Source organism: Sutcliffiella sp. NPDC057660 (assembly GCF_042800035.1).
In the GTDB taxonomy this organism is placed as follows: domain Bacteria; phylum Bacillota; class Bacilli; order Bacillales; family Bacillaceae_I; genus Sutcliffiella_A.
This window is the reverse complement of sequence record NZ_JBHVHV010000002.1, coordinates 14,683-30,769: the sequence shown is the minus strand read 5'-3', so window position 1 is coordinate 30,769 and position 16,087 is coordinate 14,683. Positions and strand designations below refer to the sequence as shown.

Genomic DNA, 16,087 nt, shown 5'->3' with positions numbered 1-16,087 from the left:
TTGCCAAGCTTTTTTTTGATCCTTCCATTATAATGAGAGAAAAGCCTATTAGGAGAAAAGTCATGGAATCTAAAAAACTGGTAATCTTTCAAGCTAATCAAGAAGAGTATGGTGTTTCAGTAGAATACGTTGTTTCGATTGAAAAATTGGATAAGGTTACTCCAATACCTGATATGCCCGTCTATATGAAGGGATTAATGAAGGTTAGAGACGAACTGATTCCAGTATTGGATACTGGACAGATCTTGTTTCGCAACCAAACGGAACTGACGGATAAGTCGAGAGTAATTGTTGTTCAAACTACGGAGCTTTCTGTAGCCCTACTGGTGGAGGATGCGAAAGAAATCCTCGATGTACAAAAAGATACTATTAAACCACTAAGTCTTATTGCAGCAAACAACTCTAATTACATAAGCGGAATGGTCAACTTGGATAAACGCTTAATCGCTGTGATCGAGCCGGGAAAATTAGTAGACGGACTTCGTGAAATGGATGATATCAAGGAAGAAATGGAAAGACATATGGCAGCTCAAGAGTAAAGAGCTTTTGCTTAATAAGAGACCTTACGTAAGTGAAGGTCTCTTTCTTTGTTAATCGATGGATATTTCATATAATAAAAGTAACAAAAAATTAGGATGGTTTGGATGAAAAGAACCGGTCGGATTATTTTCCATGTAGATATGAACAGCTTTTATGCTTCAGTAGAGATGGCTTATGATCCTACACTCCGGGGCAAACCTTTGGCTATTGCCGGAAATGTGGAAGAGCGAAAAGGCATAGTTGTCACATGCAGCTATGAGGCAAGAGCCTTTGGTGTGAAAACAACAATGCCCCTTTGGGAAGCAAAACAAAAGTGTCCACAGTTAATTGTGCGGAAGCCTAATTTTGAACGTTATCGAAAAAGCTCACAGGCGATGTTTGCACTTTTAAGAACCTATACGGATCTCGTAGAACCTGTTTCCATTGATGAGGGATATATGGATGTGACTGACTGCACGCTGTCCTTGACTCCCGTTCAAATTGCTGAAGAAATCCAGCAGAGGCTTAAAAAGGAACTCTTATTGCCTTGCAGTATCGGGATTGCACCTAATAAATTTTTGGCCAAAATGGCATCCGATATGAAAAAGCCGATGGGAATAACAGTTTTGCGGAAGAGAGAGCTTTCCACAAAATTATGGCCTATGCCGGTAGTTGAGATGCATGGTGTTGGCGCAAAAACCGCTGAAAAGCTAAAAACCATTCAAATAACAACGATCGGTGAACTTGCAAAGGGAAATGACTATCAGTTAAAACACCTGCTTGGCATCAACGGTGAAAGATTGAAGAAACGGGCCAACGGGGAAGACAATCGACCCGTAGATCCAGACTCTGTTTCGGAGTTCAAAAGCATTGGTAACTCCACCACGTTACCTGCAGATACGGATGATGAAGAAGTGATTGAGAAGGTGTTGGAGAAACTGGCAAATTCGGTTAGTGCTCGTATGAAAAGGAAGTCCGTGCTCAGTCATAATGTACAGCTGGTTATCAGATATGGGATAAATCATACGGTGACGAGAAGCAGGAAGCTGGAGAATCCCATTGAATCGGTGGAACATATTATGGAAGCCGCACTATTTCTGCTGAAAAAGCACTGGAACGGAGATCCTGTTCGATTGCTGGGAATTACGGCACAGGACATGGTGGAGAAGGATCAATCGGTGAAACAATTGGATTTGTTCACTTTTCAAGAGGATGCCAAGCATGAACCTCTTCACAAAACTTTGCAGCAACTTGAAGATAAGTATGGAAAGGGAATCATTAAAAGGGGGATAAAGGATAAAAATACTGTCCGGACAAGTACCACGGCTAAACTTACTACAAGCTTCCAGAAGGATTTTCTGGAATAAATATGGTTCTGTATACCCTCATCAGGGTGTATGGGACTTTTTTTATTATCTATGGGTTGTCCTTGAAAAAATAGCTAATAATCTGTCCTACTCCTCTATATATATTAGGGAAGGAGGATTTTTGCCATGAGAAAAATGCGTCGGACTTCACTTATTAAAAGAGGACCTCTGCCTTTACGATATGTGTTTCTTATCACCTTTGTTTTTTTTATCTTTCTGACCGTCTTCAGTATGATCATCATTAATAACAATTTGGAGCCGAATTTACAAAGCATCGCACATACAAAAGCAAGACAGATAGCCTCACAGGCAATAAATGATGCGATTTCAAAGAAAATAACGGACGGAATAGATATGGATCAGCTTATTATCGTGAAAGAATATTCGGAGGGTCAGCTGACTTTCAGTTTTAACTCTCAAATCTCCAATCGTGTTACTTCAGAAGCAACTATGCGGGTGCAAAGGTATCTTGATTTAGTCGAGGAAGGGAATCTGGAGGATCTGGAATCATTTAAAAATGATATAAATATCAATTATGAAGAGTCAAAAAAACAGCATGGCATTGTTTATGATGTTCCGCTCGGAATGGCGACGGGAGCAACTTTATTCTCGAACCTTGGACCGAAAATTCCTGTGAAATTTGAAATTATGGGAGATGTAATATCTGACGTGGAAACAAGGGTTATTGAAACAGGTATAAATAATACCCATTTGGAACTTTTTGTGAGAGTGAACGTGAAAATGAACGTAATCATTCCTTTGATTGAGCCTCCGATTGAGATAAGCAACGTGGTAAAAATAGGCGATATTTTTGTTACAGGAAAAGTTCCGCAATACTATCATCATGGGGGAGGAAACAGCAATGGTTCTTCCAATGGTGGCATGGTTCCTATTTTTGTCCCGACAGAAGAAGAGGATGCGGAAGGACTGGAAGATACAGAGAACACAGAGAACACAGAGGAATCAGAAGACACGAATGAATAGGTGTTAAAGAAAGTTCAACCCACCTGTATGCCACATTCCAGCAACTAAAATCTTTGCCAAAGGTGGGTATGGATATGATGTCTATATTGGATGGATACCCTTAAGCTGAACCTTCCCGGTTTGGCTTTTTTATATAAGAGATAACATCCTCTTTGCAGATGTTGACGATGGAAGATATCACATCAAGGTCGTTGGTAACCTTTTGATCGATCATTTTTCTTGCGATTTCCAATGATAAATAGTAGGAGATGGTATCGGATTTCTTATGATTCATGACTGGTTTCCTCATTTTCGTTCAGTACATTCTTCATGCCGGGAATCGCAATCAGGCAGATAGAGGTAAGAAGGCTAAGCATCAACATTGGTGCAGTGCTTGTCTTATCTGTGATTACAAAATAGAAGAGGATACCAAATCCGGCAATTGCCAATAGCTTAAGGAATAGGTAGAAGGAATTTTGGAAGTTTTTCATTATTATCACCTCATAAGTTATTAGAACGTTTGTTCTGCTTTTAATTATAAGGAACATTTGTTCGTATTGCAAGTATTTTTGCAAAAAAAATAACACCGTTAATTTACGGTGTCATTTCAGCAGTAAATCTTCAAGCTTGGACGATAGCTCTGTCAGGTTGTGTACAGTCAGGTCAGCTACGCTGTTTTCGTGAATATCGTATGGGTCGATGCAAATGGTGGAGCACCCTAAAAGGGATGCAGGGAGTATTTCATTGATATAGTTGTCGCCGATGCTCAGCATCCGGTCGAAGGAAACGTCCCATTTCTCCGATATGCGAGTCAAAGTTTCAGCTGTATGTATCGGCTTGTTTGCTTCAAAGATTTTATCATGGAAGAAAGAAGTGAAGCCTAATTTTTTGATGATGATGTCGCTATCCGTCCGTGGGCTGTTGGTCATAAGAATAAGGGTGTACTTTTCATGCAGCTTTTCCAATACTTCTGCAAATTCCTTCAATGGCATCAGTTCAAAGTCATCTGTCATCATATGCTCGCGTGTTTGAAGGAAAGCCTTATATGCATCTTCGCTCGATAGGCCATAGTGCTTTGCGATGGCAACCGGTACCCACCACAGATCCCCGATGCTTAGCATATTCAATAAATCGAATTGAAGCGGTTCAGGGTAAAGCTCCTTGATTTCATGAGAGGGTACAATCTCACCATCCCATTTCCAGCCTTGAGTCACTTCGCCATGGTGGTGAGCAAGCACGAGGTCTTTTGTTGCATCATATACCCTGCCTATTTTTAGCGTGTGTTCTCCTTGACCAACTGCCGTATAGTCTTTTTCAAACTGTGCCTGTGCTTCCATAGGCAGTCTGTTTTTTAATAGCTTTGCATAATAGCCAAAGTGGTGCGTGTCTTCGTATAAAGTTCCGTCTAGATCAAAAACAATGGTTGTAATTTGTTCCAAGTGATTCGCTCCTTTATCCGTTCTATTTTCATTGTACTACAATGAGTGCCCGCTTCCATCCCCTTATGCTTTTTTTACAATTTGAGTATAATGGAGGAAGAAGGAGAGGTTGAAGGTGAAAATAACTTTTTTAGGAACCGGGTCTGGAGTTCCGGCCAAGCATCGTAACGTGTCATCGATGGCCTTGCATATAGATGATAAAGAAAGTTCGCTCTGGCTCTTTGATTGCGGGGAAGCCACGCAGCATCAAATTTTACATACATCGTTAAAACCGCGGAAGATATCAAAAATTTTTATTACCCATTTACATGGCGATCATATTTTTGGATTGCCCGGTTTACTTAGCAGCAGATCATTCCAAGGTGGGGAAACACCTTTAACGGTATATGGACCAAAGGGGATAAAGGATTATATAGAAATTTCCTTGTCGGTAAGCATGACTCATGTGAAATACCCGTTGAATATTGTAGAGTTTGATGAGGAAGGTATGATCCTCGAGGAAGAGGAGTACAGGATTTTCGGGAAGAAGTTGGTTCATGGCATTCCATCGTATGGGTTCCGCATCGAGCAGAAGGAACTGCCAGGGGCGTTATTGATGGATAAAGTAAAAGAGGCAGGAATACCTGCAGGAGCGCATTATCAGCAGTTAAAAGAAGGGAAATCCATCGAATTAGCCGATGGCCGGGTCTTTCATGGGGTCGATTTTATCGGTCCACCAAAAAAGGGGAAAGTGGTCACGATTCTTGGAGACACAAGGTACAATGAAATGTCGGTTGAGTTGGCAGCGGAGGCGGATGTGCTTGTTCATGAGGCGACGTTTGCTGCTGGGGATGAAATGCTGGCACACGAATATTTTCATTCCACGACTGTCCAGGCGGCCAAAGTGGCGCTTGATGCCGGAGTCGGGCAGCTGTTGCTGACTCATATCAGCGCAAGGTATCAGAAGGACGATGTGCTGGTGTTGGAAAAAGAAGCTCTTGGTATCTTCCCTAGGGTGAAAGTTGTCGGAGATTTTGATGTGATTGAAATAAAATAATGATGAAAAGGGGTGTCCTGGGGGTGATGGGACATCTTTTTTTGCGAGGACATCTACTTTTGGCGGAGAGTGGGGCTGAAAAGATGGTTGGCAAACTTGGGTATCAACGAAAAAATGGATATATCAATGAATGAATATATCAACGGAATTATTCATATATCAACGAGAAAATGAACCGGATATCGATTAAACGACACCAACCGACTTATTTCTCGCGCACTCACGGTGCCACAAAAAAACCAAAAAACCCTGACCGGACAATCCCACCGCGCAGCCAGAGCTCCAAATTTTATCACTTTAAAGTAGCGGGGGTCAGGCACCTCCCGCAACCATAATCCTACCAGCCACGCTCATACTGCTTCGGTGCTTCAATCTCCACACAAAGCTCTTTCGCAGCGGTTCTTGGCCAGTATGGGTCACGCAAGAGTTCGCGCGCCACGAAAATCAGATCGGCACGGCCGTTACGCAGGATCTCCTCCGCTTGCAACCCGCTTGTGATCAGCCCGACTGCACCAGTATCAATGCCGGCACCGGACTTGATTGTTTCGGCGAACCCTACCTGGTAGCCAGGGTAGACATCAATCTGAGCAGGTACCACAGCCCCGGAGCTCACATCCACCAGGTCGATGCCCTGCTCTTTCATCCAGGAAGCATAGGTTACATAATCCTCAGCAATAAGCCCTTCTGGATGATAGTCATTTGCGCTAACCCGAACAAATAGAGGGCCGCTCCATACCGCCTTCACCGCATCAATGATTTCACGAAGGAAACGATAGCGGTTTTCTGTACTGCCGCCATAAGAGTCCTCCCGTTTATTGGTCAGCGGGGATAAGAACTCATTGATCAGATAACCGTGTGCACCGTGAAGCTCGATGATATCAAAGCCGGCTTCCTTGGCACGTGTCGCACCTGCCACAAATGCCTCCACCGTTTCATTTATATCCTCCTGCGTCATTTCCACAGGTGTTTTCATTTTGTCGTTAAATGCCAAAGCAGATGGAGCGTAGATATCGCCTTCCACCGTAGCTTTGCGGCCAGCATGTGCAAGCTGGATCGCAGTGGCGGAACCGTGCGCTTTCAACTGTCTATTCAATTCCTTGAATCCCGCGACGTGCTCATCACTCCAGATTCCAAGATCCTGTGCGGAGATGCGCCCTTGCGGTTGTACCGCAGTGGCCTCGACCGTGATGAGACCAACCTGGCCGACTGCACGTGACACATAGTGCGTCATATGCCAGTCTTCCACTTGCCCATCCTCGTTATGACTGGAATACATGCACATAGGGGACATCACAATGCGATTCTTTAAGGTAACGCCTTTTACCGTATATGGTGAGAAAAGAGCTGATTTCATTTGTCATTCCTCCTATTTATTTCGAGTACCTAAAATATTATATCAAATGTTTTTTCGACATCCAAAAGATAGGTGTTCATTTGCAGGAATTAATAGTATGATAGGAGCAAAATACTACGAACTAGAGGAGGATAAGAGATGCGCTGGCAGACGAAAGAGCAGTTGACGGATCTATTGGTATCCCTTGTCCAACACGGAAGTGTGACGTTATCAGGTGAAGAGAAAAGGCTTGCTTCTTTTATTTATTATCAGTTGAACCATCTGGATTATTTTCAAGCGCAGCCTGGCAATCTGGAGCTGCATCGCATGGAGGACGGGCGATCCTTTGTTACCGCCCTTGTTAAGGGGTCTGCAAAAAAGGAAACCATCGTCCTGGTCAGTCATTTCGACGTGGTCGGGGTAGAGGATTATGGCGTGCTGAAGGAATTGGCATTCCAGCCGGTGGAGTTAACCAGGGAACTGGAGAATTATGCCGAAGTACTTCCTACTGAAGCAAGAGAGCACTTGCAATCAGGCGAGTGGCTCTTCGGACGCGGTGTGATGGATATGAAAGCGGGACTAGCCCTTCAGATGTCCTTGCTCGAAAAGGCGGTTGCAGAAAAATGGGATGGCAACCTGCTGATTTTGACCGTGCCGGATGAAGAGGTCAACTCCCAGGGGATGCTGCAAGCGCTTCCTGCTCTAAGTGAAATTGCCCGGAAGCATGATATTACTTTTAAGGCATGTGTCAATTCTGAACCGATGTTTCAACAATATCCTGGTGATGACAATCTTTATCTTTATTCCGGATCGATAGGAAAGCTTTTGCCCGGTTTCTTCTGCTATGGCAAGGAAACGCATGTCGGAGAGCCGCTCTCAGGACTGAATGCAAATCTGATGGTTTCGGAAATCAGCAGATTGATGGAGTGGAACACAGACCTGTGCGAGCAGGTAGGTTCGGAAGTGACGCCGCCCCCGACAAGCCTGATCCAAAAAGACCTTAAAAATGAGTATTCCGTTCAAATCCCGCATACAGCGGTGACCTTATACAATGTACTTTTCATGAAGAAATCATTGGAGGAATGGGAGGTTGAACTGCTGTCCATCGCGAAGCAGGCTGCGGCAAATATTGAACAATTTTCTCGAGGTAAGGTGGAACGGTACAAGCAGTTTACTTCATTTAAGGAAATTCCCGTCAAAGTTGCCGTTTATACTTATCAGGATCTCCTGCAAAAAGCGAAAGAAGTTCATGGCGATCACGAAGTGGACTTGAGGATTTCGTCAGTCATCACTGCTTTCTCACATCTCGATGTGCGTGAACAGTCAATCAAAGTGGTGGAAGAGGTTGCTTCCCTATGCAAAGAGCTTGGACCGATGATTGTCCTTTTCTTTGCACCCCCATATTACCCAGCGGTTGTAACCGAGGATGAAGAGATGATGGATACTGCACGTGCTTTCATTTCAAAATGGGAAAAGGAAGCCAATGTTGAATTCGTGGAACAGCGCTATTTCCCCGGATTGTGTGATTTGAGTTTCATTGGAAAAGGGGATTACACAGCGAAGAACCGTCTGCCGCATAACATACCGGTCTATGGTGCCACCTACATGCTTCCATTCAAGGAAATGGAAGAGCTGCAGATCCCGGTTTTCAATCTGGGGCCAGTCGGAAAAGATCCGCATCAGTGGACGGAAAGACTGAACACCAAGTTTTCATTTGAAGAGTTTCCGCCTATTCTGGCTGATTTTGTGAGAAATTTATAATGGATGAAAAAAGAATGAAATCACGATGGTTTCATTCTTTTTTATATACAAATTGGTTAATTATGTTAAAATAGTTCATAATATTCAATTTACTCGTATGCAGTCTGGGAGGACAACTCAATGGGGAAGACAATGGATTATCAGATTAGAAATTATCTAGAAAAGGATGCGGAAAAAATAGGTTCCATCAACTTCTTATCCATGCTCTATTATCGATTCAACAAAGACTTTAAGCCGGAAAATATTTATTGTGCGGTAAATTCTGAAGGGGAAATCTATGCCTTTGGTCATGTGGTCCCAGATCAAACATGGTGCAGGATTGAAGATAGCGACAATGATTCCGAATTCATCCATAAATTAAATCTGGAGCTCGAGATAAACGAGCATTTTGCAGGGGCTGAAGCCTGCCTGGATGAACTATTGCAGCAGCTATTGAGGAAGGCACAAGAAATGAGAGATTCCTATCCTCATAAAAAAGTAGTAGTAAGTCACAATATCGACTCCGATGATTTCGAGGAAATGGATTTCTACCTCTCGAAAGGGTTCGTTGTTACCAGGAATCATATCATCATGAAAAGAGATTTGACTGAGCCGATTCCTGATGCGCCACTTCCTGAAAATATCAGAATAAAAAACTGGAAAATGAAAACGGAGGCAGAAGAACAGCAGTATCTTAAAGCGGAAGGAGAGGGAGATGGGAATGGGGTCTCCTGGAGCCTCAATCATCTCAGATGGACGAAATCAGGATCCGAATGGGATACGTTTACCGCTTTTGAGGGAGATCAGGTTGTCGGCAGCTGCATGACATGGGGCCTGGGTGAAAACCGCGGGGCAACAGAGAACATTTTTGTATTGCCAGAATGGCGAAGAAAAGGCGTAGCGAAGGCTGTCATAACAGAAGCTCTTAAATTCCTAAAAGATAAAGGGAAAACGGAGGCGACACTGGGCGTATTCGGTGAAAATGAGAAGGCAATCCCGTTGTATCTATCATTGGGATATAAAGTGATTGATGTGAAGATTGAGTTCGGTCTATCTATATAAAAAAGAGTTCCTGTTCTAGGTGGACGAATGCCAAGAACAGGAACTTTTAACTTGTTCAATGCGTATATTCGAGGGGGAGTCATGATGATATTAAATGATGTAATAGAGGCTATTCTAAATAGTCTTAAACAGGACAATAGGGTCCAGGGTTCAATAGGGCGAGGCGAACAGGACGAGCATTCAGATATAGACCTTTATTGCCTGGTGAACGAAGAAGATGTAGAGGAATTTCTTCAAAACAGGGTCCGACATTTAGAGTCCTATAACAAATTGCTATATTATGATGATATCTTTATCGTTGCACCTCAAATTATCGCAGTCTATGAGAATTTTGTCCATGTAGACATGTATACAGTCACGGAACGTACATATATCGAAAAGGATTTCATGAAAGTCTTCTTCGACCCAAACAATAAATTAGAGAAGCTCAATCAAAATCAGAATTTAAAATTGTCAGACCAAGAGTTTCAGGACGCAGTAGACGATGTCGCGTGGTTCCTTTTCCAATATAAAAAATCAGCTGATCGAGGCAATGACATATGGGCAGTTAGTATGCTCCACCATGTCATGACACATCTATCAAGAGTGTTGTTGCACAGGTACAATCCGGACAGGGCACAATTGGGAATGAAAACAATTGAGTCATCACTACCAGAAGGAATTCTAAAGGAAATAAAACAAGTTTATGAGACCATGACCCCCAATAAACATAAATATGCAGTCCAACTTATATGCGACTTGATAGCCAGTGAAACTGAATGGGTTTTCTCTAGGGTTTCAGACCCTGGAAAAATCAGCCCATTTTGGGAACGAATGATCTCTTCGTTCCCCCAAAAAAATACCTCTGTAAATTTGAGAAATTAAACACAATGCTGAATACTCAACTATTTCGTACAGCTGAAAATGCTACTGTAATAGGAAGTACTACGGCAGCAGCAGATGGGAATATATCAACTTTTACCCTACCAGGTGGAATTCATACATCCATTTCAGGAATTGGTGTTTACTATCCAGACGGAAGAGAAACGCAGCGGATAGGAATCATTCCTGACATTTACCTGACTCCTACTATTAAAGGGATCAAAGAGGGTAAAGATGAGTTGTTGGATAAAGCTATTGAAATAATTAACCAAAAGCAGTGAATTCCTTTTGAATTCGCTGCTTCAGACTGTAGACAAACTCGATAATCAACGTATCTGTCTACAGTTTTTTCGTTTTTTGGTTAAATTAGGATTTCCGTTCCAGGCACTTCGCTTGGAGGTGAAAAGGGCTTTCATCTCGCTTAAGATGGACCTTTTACCGGGTCCGTGGGGTGAAAAGGGCTCTCATCTCGCTTAAGATGGACCTTTTTTCCTCGCCTATCCTAAGGCGGTCCGGAAGCCTCCTCGGCGCAAGCTCCTGTGGGGTCTTCCATGTCCCTCTCCTCGCGCTGGAGTCTTTGTTCCTTCCACTCCAATCTTCAGCGTTTTTCGAAATTCCGTAGACAAAGATGGAGTCCAATACTTTCGTCTACAAACTGAAGCAGTGAATTCCTTTTGAATTCGCTGCTTCTTTTTTCAAGCTCAGTCCAACGTGCTCCCCTTCAACCTCTCCGCAATCTCCTCGCCCATTTCCCTGGAGCGCTTGGTCGCCCCGTCGATGCATGTTTCGAACGCCTCGGATACTTTCAAATCATTCAATAGGGAGATGCCGCGTTGCGTGGTGCCGCCAGGACTGGTCACCTCGGCACGCAAGACATCGGCATCCTTATTGGTCTCCTGTAGCATGTGAGCGGCGCCGATCAGCGTCTGGCTTACGAGTTTCTTTGCGATTTCTGTATCAAGTCCTTGTGCCAATGCCGCTTTTTCCATCGCCTCTGCGATATAATAGATGTAGGCTGGGCCGCTTCCTGAAACGCCCGTGACTGCATGGAGCTGTTCTTCTTCTACGATCGTACATAATCCGATAGCTGAAAAGATGGAATGCACAAGTTCCAGATCTTCGTTTGTGGCGAATTTTCCTTTTGCGATGGCTGTTGCAGATAAACCGATTGCTGCGGATGTATTCGGCATGGAACGGATCACCCTCAAGTCCTGATGGAAAAGCTGCTCGATCACTTCACTGGATATCCCGGCGAGCACGGAAACAATTAGCTGGTTGGTACTAACGAACGGCTGGATGGAAAGTATGCCATCACGTGCATCCTTTGGTTTCATCGCTAGAAAGATGACATCCGCATCCTGTACAGCCAAATTTTTGTCTTCTGTCGTTTTTACGCCATATACTGATGCAAGCATAACAAGACGGTTTTTATCCTGTTTATTGGTCACCACTACATTATTCCTATCACAAATTTCCTGTTTCACAAGTCCTGCAACAATGGCCTCAGCCATGGATCCGGCACCGATAAAAGCAATTTTCATTCTTTCCACGCTCCTCTTTTAAATAGAAAAAGACCTATCCGTCCTTGTAAATAAGGACGGATAGGTCTTATCCGCGGTACCACCTTGATTGGTTGGTTAAACCCAGCTTTCATTCCCGTATCGTGGGGGACGATTAGGTTTGCCTAATTGTTCCTGGGTAGGTTCAAAAGAACAGGGAATGAGGAGGTCTTTCAGCCGGTGAACCTCCATCTCTTGCATCCTTCTTCCTTCTACTGGTCCCATTCGTCACGTTATCTTTTATAATTTTTTACATTATGCAACGGGACGGAAGGAATGTCAAGGGGATATTTGTCACGATTCAAGAAAAAAAAGATTGTGGTTATTGGCTGTTTTCGCAGAAATTGTTGCTTTTGACGAATACAACATAAACACGTAAATTTCCATTCTATCTTGCTCTTTTCAGGTGTAATAGATTTTTTACTTTGTAAATAATGCGACGTTTATCTCGGAAAAAAATCGAAAAGCCGATTTTTTACGGTCATATATAACTAACTTTACGAAAAGAGCCTTGTTATTTAAGAATAATTGAAGTGGGATATTTTTAAAATTTATGAAGATTAACCCTTTCTTTTTTTGTGTAAATAGTGCATTCTTTAAGTGAATGGGTATTCAGTGGTGGTTGCGTTCAATTATTTTGTTATAATTTTACCGAACCATCCTTACATAAAACGGACAAAACAAAAAGGGGATTACTATGAATCAGCTTTCTTGTAAGCAAGAAATAAAACAGATTACCATACCGACTCCTTTTGCTGTTGGAGATGTACATACTTACATTATTATTACAGATAAAGTGACCCTGGTGGATGCTGGAGTAAGAACGATGGAAGCATGGGAAGTCTTTCAAAATGAGCTTAAAAAGCATGGCCTCAAGGTGCTGGATATCGATCAAGTACTGATTACACATCATCATCCAGATCATGTCGGCCTTCTTGATTATCTTCCTGCCAATATTCCAGTTTATGGGCATGAAAGAGCTCATCCATGGATGACGCAGGATCAACGCTATTTCACTACACATGATGTATTTTATAGAGAGTTGTTCGCCCAAATGGGAGTGGAGGAGCGTTTTTATTCCCTTCTTGGGGCCATGGATAAGCCACTTCGTTTTTCCTGTCAAAGGGGATTGACTTCTTTTGTGAAAGAAGGGTATAGGTTGGAGGGACTTGCTGACTGGAGTATTTACGAGACTCCCGGTCACGCAAGCAGTCATTTGGTGCTCTTTGACGAAAAGAGCGGAACCATGATTGGTGGAGACCTGATTCTTGCACATATCTCCCCAAATCCTTTGGTCGAGCCGCCGTACCTGGGCGAAAAGGACCGGAGAAAATCGATGATCGATTACGTGGCGTCCATTAAAAAAATGTTGAAATTGCCGATAAAACGCGTACTTCCAGGCCACGGGGAAACAGTGCAAAACGTGAAGCTGCTTTTGGAGGAACGATTGCATCAGCAGGAAAAGCGCGCAGCCAAGGTAGAGGCTTTTGTAAAAGGAAATCCTGCAACCGCCTACGAGATCTGCCAGCATCTTTTCCCGAAAGTGTTTGAGAAACAGCTATTACTGACGTTATCTGAAACGCTTGGGCAAGTGGATTATCTGATGGAGATGGAACGGATAGAAGTGGATACTGCTTCCCTTCCGTATCGTTATAAAGCGAAGGAAGGGGTGTCTTGATGGCGGAATGGAAGGGGAAATATATTGTTATTACCGGAGCGTCAGGTGGTATCGGTAAAGCCCTTGCCCTCGAGGTTGCCAAACGTGGGGCCACGCCGGTGCTTCTGGCACGTTCCTTGGATAAGCTGGAACAGGCTGCGAATGAAATTAAAATGGCTACCGGTATTTCCGCGCCATTCTACCGCGTGGATGTACGGAACAGGGAGGATGTGGATGCTGCTTTTGATAAAGTGCTTGAGCAAATCCCTGCCATTGATGTGTTGGTCAACAATGCTGGCTTTGGAATCTTTGATGAGGTGCACACATTGTCACTCGACGATATGAGTGAAATGTTTGAAGTGAACGTCTTCGGCTTGATTGCTTGCACGAAAAAGGTATTACCTGCGATGCTGGATCAAAACAGCGGCCACATCATTAACATTGCATCCCAGGCTGGAAAATTGGCCACACCAAAATCCAGTGTATACGCTGCGACCAAACATGCAGTTCTAGGGTTCACTAACAGTTTGAGGATGGAACTCCATGATACTGGCATCCATGTTACAGCGGTCAACCCAGGTCCAATCCGCACCAACTTCTTTGATAAGGCAGATTCATCCGGCCATTACAAAAAGAAGGTCGATAAATGGATGCTGAATCCTGACATGGTGGCAAAAAAGATTGCGGATGCCATGTTCACCAACAAGCGGGAAATAAATCTTCCTGGCTGGATGAGCATAGGGAGCAAGCTTTATCAGCTGTTTCCTGGGCTTGTTGAGAAATTTGCCGGTAAGGCATTTCGCCAAAAATAGTCTTGTAACCTTTTTTCGGACAATTCGTCAAATAGGAAAAAGAGGTGAAAAAGATGAAATTGAAATTTTTTGCAATGTTGAGTTGTTTTCTCCTACTATTCGGATGCGGGACGGCTAATGACAATAACGGCAACCAAAACGGTACAGGATCAGACACTGCACCTCCAACAGATAACACGGAAGATGAAGAGGCAGTGGAGGATCTGACTGGCCATATCATTTCCATTTCAAATGAAGGAAACATGCGTATCCTTGTGACAGGTTCTCACGCGAACAGCTCAGGAGTGTCTGCGACGATGTACACCCTCGAAGAGAGTACAAAGGTCGAGGACACTGAGGGCAAGGGGTTGGAGGCTGCTGATCAGAAGGTGGGAATGAAGGTTACTGTCTGGAATACAGGAATTGTAGCGGAATCCTTCCCGGCGCAGTCCGGTGCTTTGAAAGTGGTAGTGGATGCAGGTCAGGACGGGAACGAGCAGGAGGCTATTGAAAAAGCGTTAGGGGAAGTCAAAGCCGGTGATCCATGGCATGTGGACGCGGTTGAAAAGGTAGAGGACAGCAAATATAAGGTTACACTAAAAAATCTTTTAGAGGATACTGAACCGGTCGAAGTGGAAGTTCAACTCTAAGAAATAAAAAACGGCTCGCATTTTTGATTAATGCGAGCCGTTTTTTTATGCTTTCTTCCTATAATGATGGAAAGCCGTACATGAGGTTTCATTTATTTGAAGTATAGTATGAGTGCTTCATCTAGTACGTGTTTCTTTGCGGGGGAATGGAGAACAATTTTAGCATTAACCTTGAATTTCCTTAAATGAAATTTTTATCACTCTTTCAGTTTCGTTTTCAAACTCAATATCAACGTTTACACCAAATTCTTTTTGATCTTCTTTTAACCAGAGACGGAAAGTTTCAACTGAGGTCTGCTCCCCTTTCTTTCTGCCCACATGAAGGTAGTCAATGATATCGGCATTTGGATACTTCTCCTTAGTTTTTTGCATGGCCATTTTCCCCCAATTAGCGTAAGGGGGAACTTCTAATTTTGTATTGGCGTATGCCATCTCTTTCATATTAAATGATGGGCTTATCCCTGCATATATTGAAAAAATCATAAGAAATGCAACCAGCACTCTCATTTTATTTTCCTCCTATTCTGTTAGATTTCACGAACAAAATGAATAGCATTGCTCCTTACTTTATAGTTTCTTTTTCTGAACATAGTGCGTGAGGGGGCGGTGAATACTTTTCATATATTACCTGAAATCCATACATCAGGATTGATTTCACCAAAAAAAGTAGTGATAACTGAATCTTGGAGAACCTCACAAGAGTTACATATCCAATTCTTTTAAACCAATCGAGCATAAAATAAGTAAATATTGTATCAATAATTATATTTACCTTCATATATAGCTTGAAATTTCCAAAGGTGTATTTCAATATCCAGAGAGATCCAACAAAGAAAGGCCCTAAAATCAGTGGCATTTCACCCAAGACATTCGGTCTAATTGCAAATGGAAACCACCACCATTTTCTCTTTTCCGCTACCAACCCCTCTACAGTTACATATAAACACATAAAAATGGTCCCCGGAAGAAACCGTTTAAACGACGACTTCCCCATAAACGGGGCAGTGACCCAGGGTAATATGGTCATTAAAAATATAATGAAGTTTCTTGTATTTCGCATTAGTTTACATCCTTTATGGTTCATGATAAGTATATTTTTCCTAATCTTTA

General features: G+C 43.0%; 18 protein-coding genes. 11 read left to right on the top strand and 7 right to left on the bottom strand.

Annotation, left to right across the window (positions count from 1 at the left end; genetic code table 11):
• Positions 1–62: 62 nt before the first annotated feature.
• The 3 genes from ACFVAD_RS01790 (at position 63) to yunB (ending at position 2,870) form a co-directional block, all read left to right on the top strand.
• Positions 63–539, top strand: coding sequence for a chemotaxis protein CheW (locus ACFVAD_RS01790; RefSeq protein ID WP_386635486.1), 477 nt, complete (start codon positions 63–65; stop codon positions 537–539).
• Between the two features lie 105 nt (positions 540–644).
• Positions 645–1,886 (top strand): DNA polymerase IV, encoded by a 1,242-nt coding sequence (locus ACFVAD_RS01785; RefSeq protein WP_386635483.1) that lies wholly within the window; start codon positions 645–647, stop codon positions 1,884–1,886.
• A gap of 126 nt (positions 1,887–2,012) precedes the next feature.
• On the top strand, positions 2,013–2,870 hold the full coding sequence (gene yunB, locus ACFVAD_RS01780; RefSeq protein WP_386635480.1) for a sporulation protein YunB: 858 nt from the start codon (positions 2,013–2,015) through the stop codon (positions 2,868–2,870).
• A gap of 100 nt (positions 2,871–2,970) precedes the next feature.
• Here the strand turns inward: yunB and ACFVAD_RS01775 are convergent, their stop codons facing one another.
• The 3 genes from ACFVAD_RS01775 to ACFVAD_RS01765 all read right to left on the bottom strand — a co-directional run bounded on the left by ACFVAD_RS01775 (position 2,971) and on the right by ACFVAD_RS01765 (position 4,288).
• Positions 2,971–3,144 (bottom strand): hypothetical protein, encoded by a 174-nt coding sequence (locus tag ACFVAD_RS01775; RefSeq protein ID WP_386635477.1) that lies wholly within the window; start codon positions 3,142–3,144, stop codon positions 2,971–2,973.
• Positions 3,134–3,340, bottom strand: a complete 207-nt coding sequence (locus ACFVAD_RS01770; protein WP_386635474.1) for a hypothetical protein — start codon at positions 3,338–3,340, stop codon at positions 3,134–3,136. Before ACFVAD_RS01770 ends, ACFVAD_RS01775 begins: the two co-directional genes overlap by 11 nt.
• A gap of 111 nt (positions 3,341–3,451) precedes the next feature.
• Entirely contained in the window at positions 3,452–4,288 is an 837-nt protein-coding gene (locus ACFVAD_RS01765) for an HAD family hydrolase (protein WP_386635471.1), read from the bottom strand.
• A gap of 115 nt (positions 4,289–4,403) precedes the next feature.
• Here ACFVAD_RS01765 and rnz point away from each other — a divergent pair, with 115 nt between their 5' ends.
• A complete protein-coding gene (rnz, locus tag ACFVAD_RS01760) occupies positions 4,404–5,324 on the top strand; it encodes a ribonuclease Z (protein WP_386635468.1) in 921 nt (306 codons plus the stop codon).
• 337 nt (positions 5,325–5,661) lie between these two features.
• Here the strand turns inward: rnz and namA are convergent, their stop codons facing one another.
• Positions 5,662–6,678 (bottom strand): NADPH dehydrogenase NamA, encoded by a 1,017-nt coding sequence (gene namA / locus ACFVAD_RS01755; RefSeq protein WP_386635465.1) that lies wholly within the window; start codon positions 6,676–6,678, stop codon positions 5,662–5,664.
• A 138-nt stretch (positions 6,679–6,816) separates the two neighbouring features.
• On the opposite strand from namA, the gene ACFVAD_RS01750 reads away from it, so the two are divergent.
• From ACFVAD_RS01750 to ACFVAD_RS01735, 4 genes are all read left to right on the top strand, one after another.
• Positions 6,817–8,418, top strand: a complete 1,602-nt coding sequence (locus ACFVAD_RS01750) for a M20/M25/M40 family metallo-hydrolase (RefSeq protein ID WP_386635462.1) — start codon at positions 6,817–6,819, stop codon at positions 8,416–8,418.
• A gap of 120 nt (positions 8,419–8,538) precedes the next feature.
• Positions 8,539–9,459, top strand: a complete 921-nt coding sequence (locus ACFVAD_RS01745; RefSeq protein WP_386635459.1) for a GNAT family N-acetyltransferase — start codon at positions 8,539–8,541, stop codon at positions 9,457–9,459.
• A gap of 81 nt (positions 9,460–9,540) precedes the next feature.
• The gene (locus tag ACFVAD_RS01740) at positions 9,541–10,323 is read left to right on the top strand and encodes a nucleotidyltransferase domain-containing protein (RefSeq protein ID WP_386635456.1); all 783 of its coding nucleotides are present in this window, start codon (positions 9,541–9,543) and stop codon (positions 10,321–10,323) included.
• A 5-nt stretch (positions 10,324–10,328) separates the two neighbouring features.
• Positions 10,329–10,601, top strand: coding sequence for a S41 family peptidase (locus tag ACFVAD_RS01735; RefSeq protein WP_386635453.1), 273 nt, complete (start codon positions 10,329–10,331; stop codon positions 10,599–10,601).
• Positions 10,602–11,021: 420 nt separating this feature from the next.
• Here ACFVAD_RS01735 and proC read toward each other — a convergent pair whose 3' ends face one another.
• A complete protein-coding gene (gene proC, locus ACFVAD_RS01730; RefSeq protein WP_386635450.1) occupies positions 11,022–11,861 on the bottom strand; it encodes a pyrroline-5-carboxylate reductase in 840 nt (279 codons plus the stop codon).
• A 715-nt stretch (positions 11,862–12,576) separates the two neighbouring features.
• On the opposite strand from proC, the gene ACFVAD_RS01725 reads away from it, so the two are divergent.
• Genes ACFVAD_RS01725 through ACFVAD_RS01715 form a run of 3 tightly spaced genes read left to right on the top strand, consistent with a single transcriptional unit; the run spans position 12,577 to position 14,977 of the window.
• Complete coding sequence (locus ACFVAD_RS01725) at positions 12,577–13,557, top strand: MBL fold metallo-hydrolase (RefSeq protein ID WP_386635447.1); 981 nt, start codon at positions 12,577–12,579, stop codon at positions 13,555–13,557.
• Positions 13,554–14,348 carry an SDR family NAD(P)-dependent oxidoreductase gene (locus tag ACFVAD_RS01720; protein ID WP_386635444.1) on the top strand — a complete coding sequence of 265 codons (795 nt, stop codon included), beginning with the start codon at positions 13,554–13,556 and terminating at the stop codon, positions 14,346–14,348. Before ACFVAD_RS01725 ends, ACFVAD_RS01720 begins: the two co-directional genes overlap by 4 nt.
• Before the next feature lie 53 nt (positions 14,349–14,401).
• Positions 14,402–14,977: a hypothetical protein gene (locus ACFVAD_RS01715; RefSeq protein ID WP_386635442.1), complete on the top strand. Its 576-nt coding sequence runs from the start codon at positions 14,402–14,404 to the stop codon at positions 14,975–14,977.
• A gap of 165 nt (positions 14,978–15,142) precedes the next feature.
• On the opposite strand, the gene ACFVAD_RS01710 is transcribed toward ACFVAD_RS01715, so the two are convergent.
• Complete coding sequence (locus ACFVAD_RS01710; RefSeq protein WP_386636022.1) at positions 15,143–15,418, bottom strand: DUF3889 domain-containing protein; 276 nt, start codon at positions 15,416–15,418, stop codon at positions 15,143–15,145.
• Between the two features lie 121 nt (positions 15,419–15,539).
• Entirely contained in the window at positions 15,540–16,037 is a 498-nt protein-coding gene (locus tag ACFVAD_RS01705) for a hypothetical protein (RefSeq protein ID WP_386635439.1), read from the bottom strand.
• Positions 16,038–16,087: the final 50 nt, after the last annotated feature.

What these genes read in the sequence shown, in the direction of transcription:
- ACFVAD_RS01790 (WP_386635486.1), top strand. Translation starts at nt 63, where the DNA reads ATGGAATCTAAAAAACTGGTAATCTTTCAAGCTAATCAAGAAGAGTAT.
- ACFVAD_RS01740 (WP_386635456.1), top strand. Translation starts at nt 9,541, where the DNA reads ATGATGATATTAAATGATGTAATAGAGGCTATTCTAAATAGTCTTAAA.
- ACFVAD_RS01705 (WP_386635439.1), bottom strand. Translation starts at nt 16,037, where the DNA reads ATGCGAAATACAAGAAACTTCATTATATTTTTAATGACCATATTACCC.
- namA (WP_386635465.1), bottom strand. Translation starts at nt 6,678, where the DNA reads ATGAAATCAGCTCTTTTCTCACCATATACGGTAAAAGGCGTTACCTTA.
- ACFVAD_RS01715 (WP_386635442.1), top strand. Translation starts at nt 14,402, where the DNA reads ATGAAATTGAAATTTTTTGCAATGTTGAGTTGTTTTCTCCTACTATTC.
- proC (WP_386635450.1), bottom strand. Translation starts at nt 11,861, where the DNA reads ATGAAAATTGCTTTTATCGGTGCCGGATCCATGGCTGAGGCCATTGTT.
- ACFVAD_RS01750 (WP_386635462.1), top strand. Translation starts at nt 6,817, where the DNA reads ATGCGCTGGCAGACGAAAGAGCAGTTGACGGATCTATTGGTATCCCTT.
- ACFVAD_RS01725 (WP_386635447.1), top strand. Translation starts at nt 12,577, where the DNA reads ATGAATCAGCTTTCTTGTAAGCAAGAAATAAAACAGATTACCATACCG.
- ACFVAD_RS01770 (WP_386635474.1), bottom strand. Translation starts at nt 3,340, where the DNA reads ATGAAAAACTTCCAAAATTCCTTCTACCTATTCCTTAAGCTATTGGCA.
- yunB (WP_386635480.1), top strand. Translation starts at nt 2,013, where the DNA reads ATGAGAAAAATGCGTCGGACTTCACTTATTAAAAGAGGACCTCTGCCT.
- ACFVAD_RS01775 (WP_386635477.1), bottom strand. Translation starts at nt 3,144, where the DNA reads ATGAATCATAAGAAATCCGATACCATCTCCTACTATTTATCATTGGAA.
- ACFVAD_RS01735 (WP_386635453.1), top strand. Translation starts at nt 10,329, where the DNA reads ATGCTGAATACTCAACTATTTCGTACAGCTGAAAATGCTACTGTAATA.
- ACFVAD_RS01710 (WP_386636022.1), bottom strand. Translation starts at nt 15,418, where the DNA reads ATGAAAGAGATGGCATACGCCAATACAAAATTAGAAGTTCCCCCTTAC.
- ACFVAD_RS01745 (WP_386635459.1), top strand. Translation starts at nt 8,539, where the DNA reads ATGGGGAAGACAATGGATTATCAGATTAGAAATTATCTAGAAAAGGAT.
- ACFVAD_RS01785 (WP_386635483.1), top strand. Translation starts at nt 645, where the DNA reads ATGAAAAGAACCGGTCGGATTATTTTCCATGTAGATATGAACAGCTTT.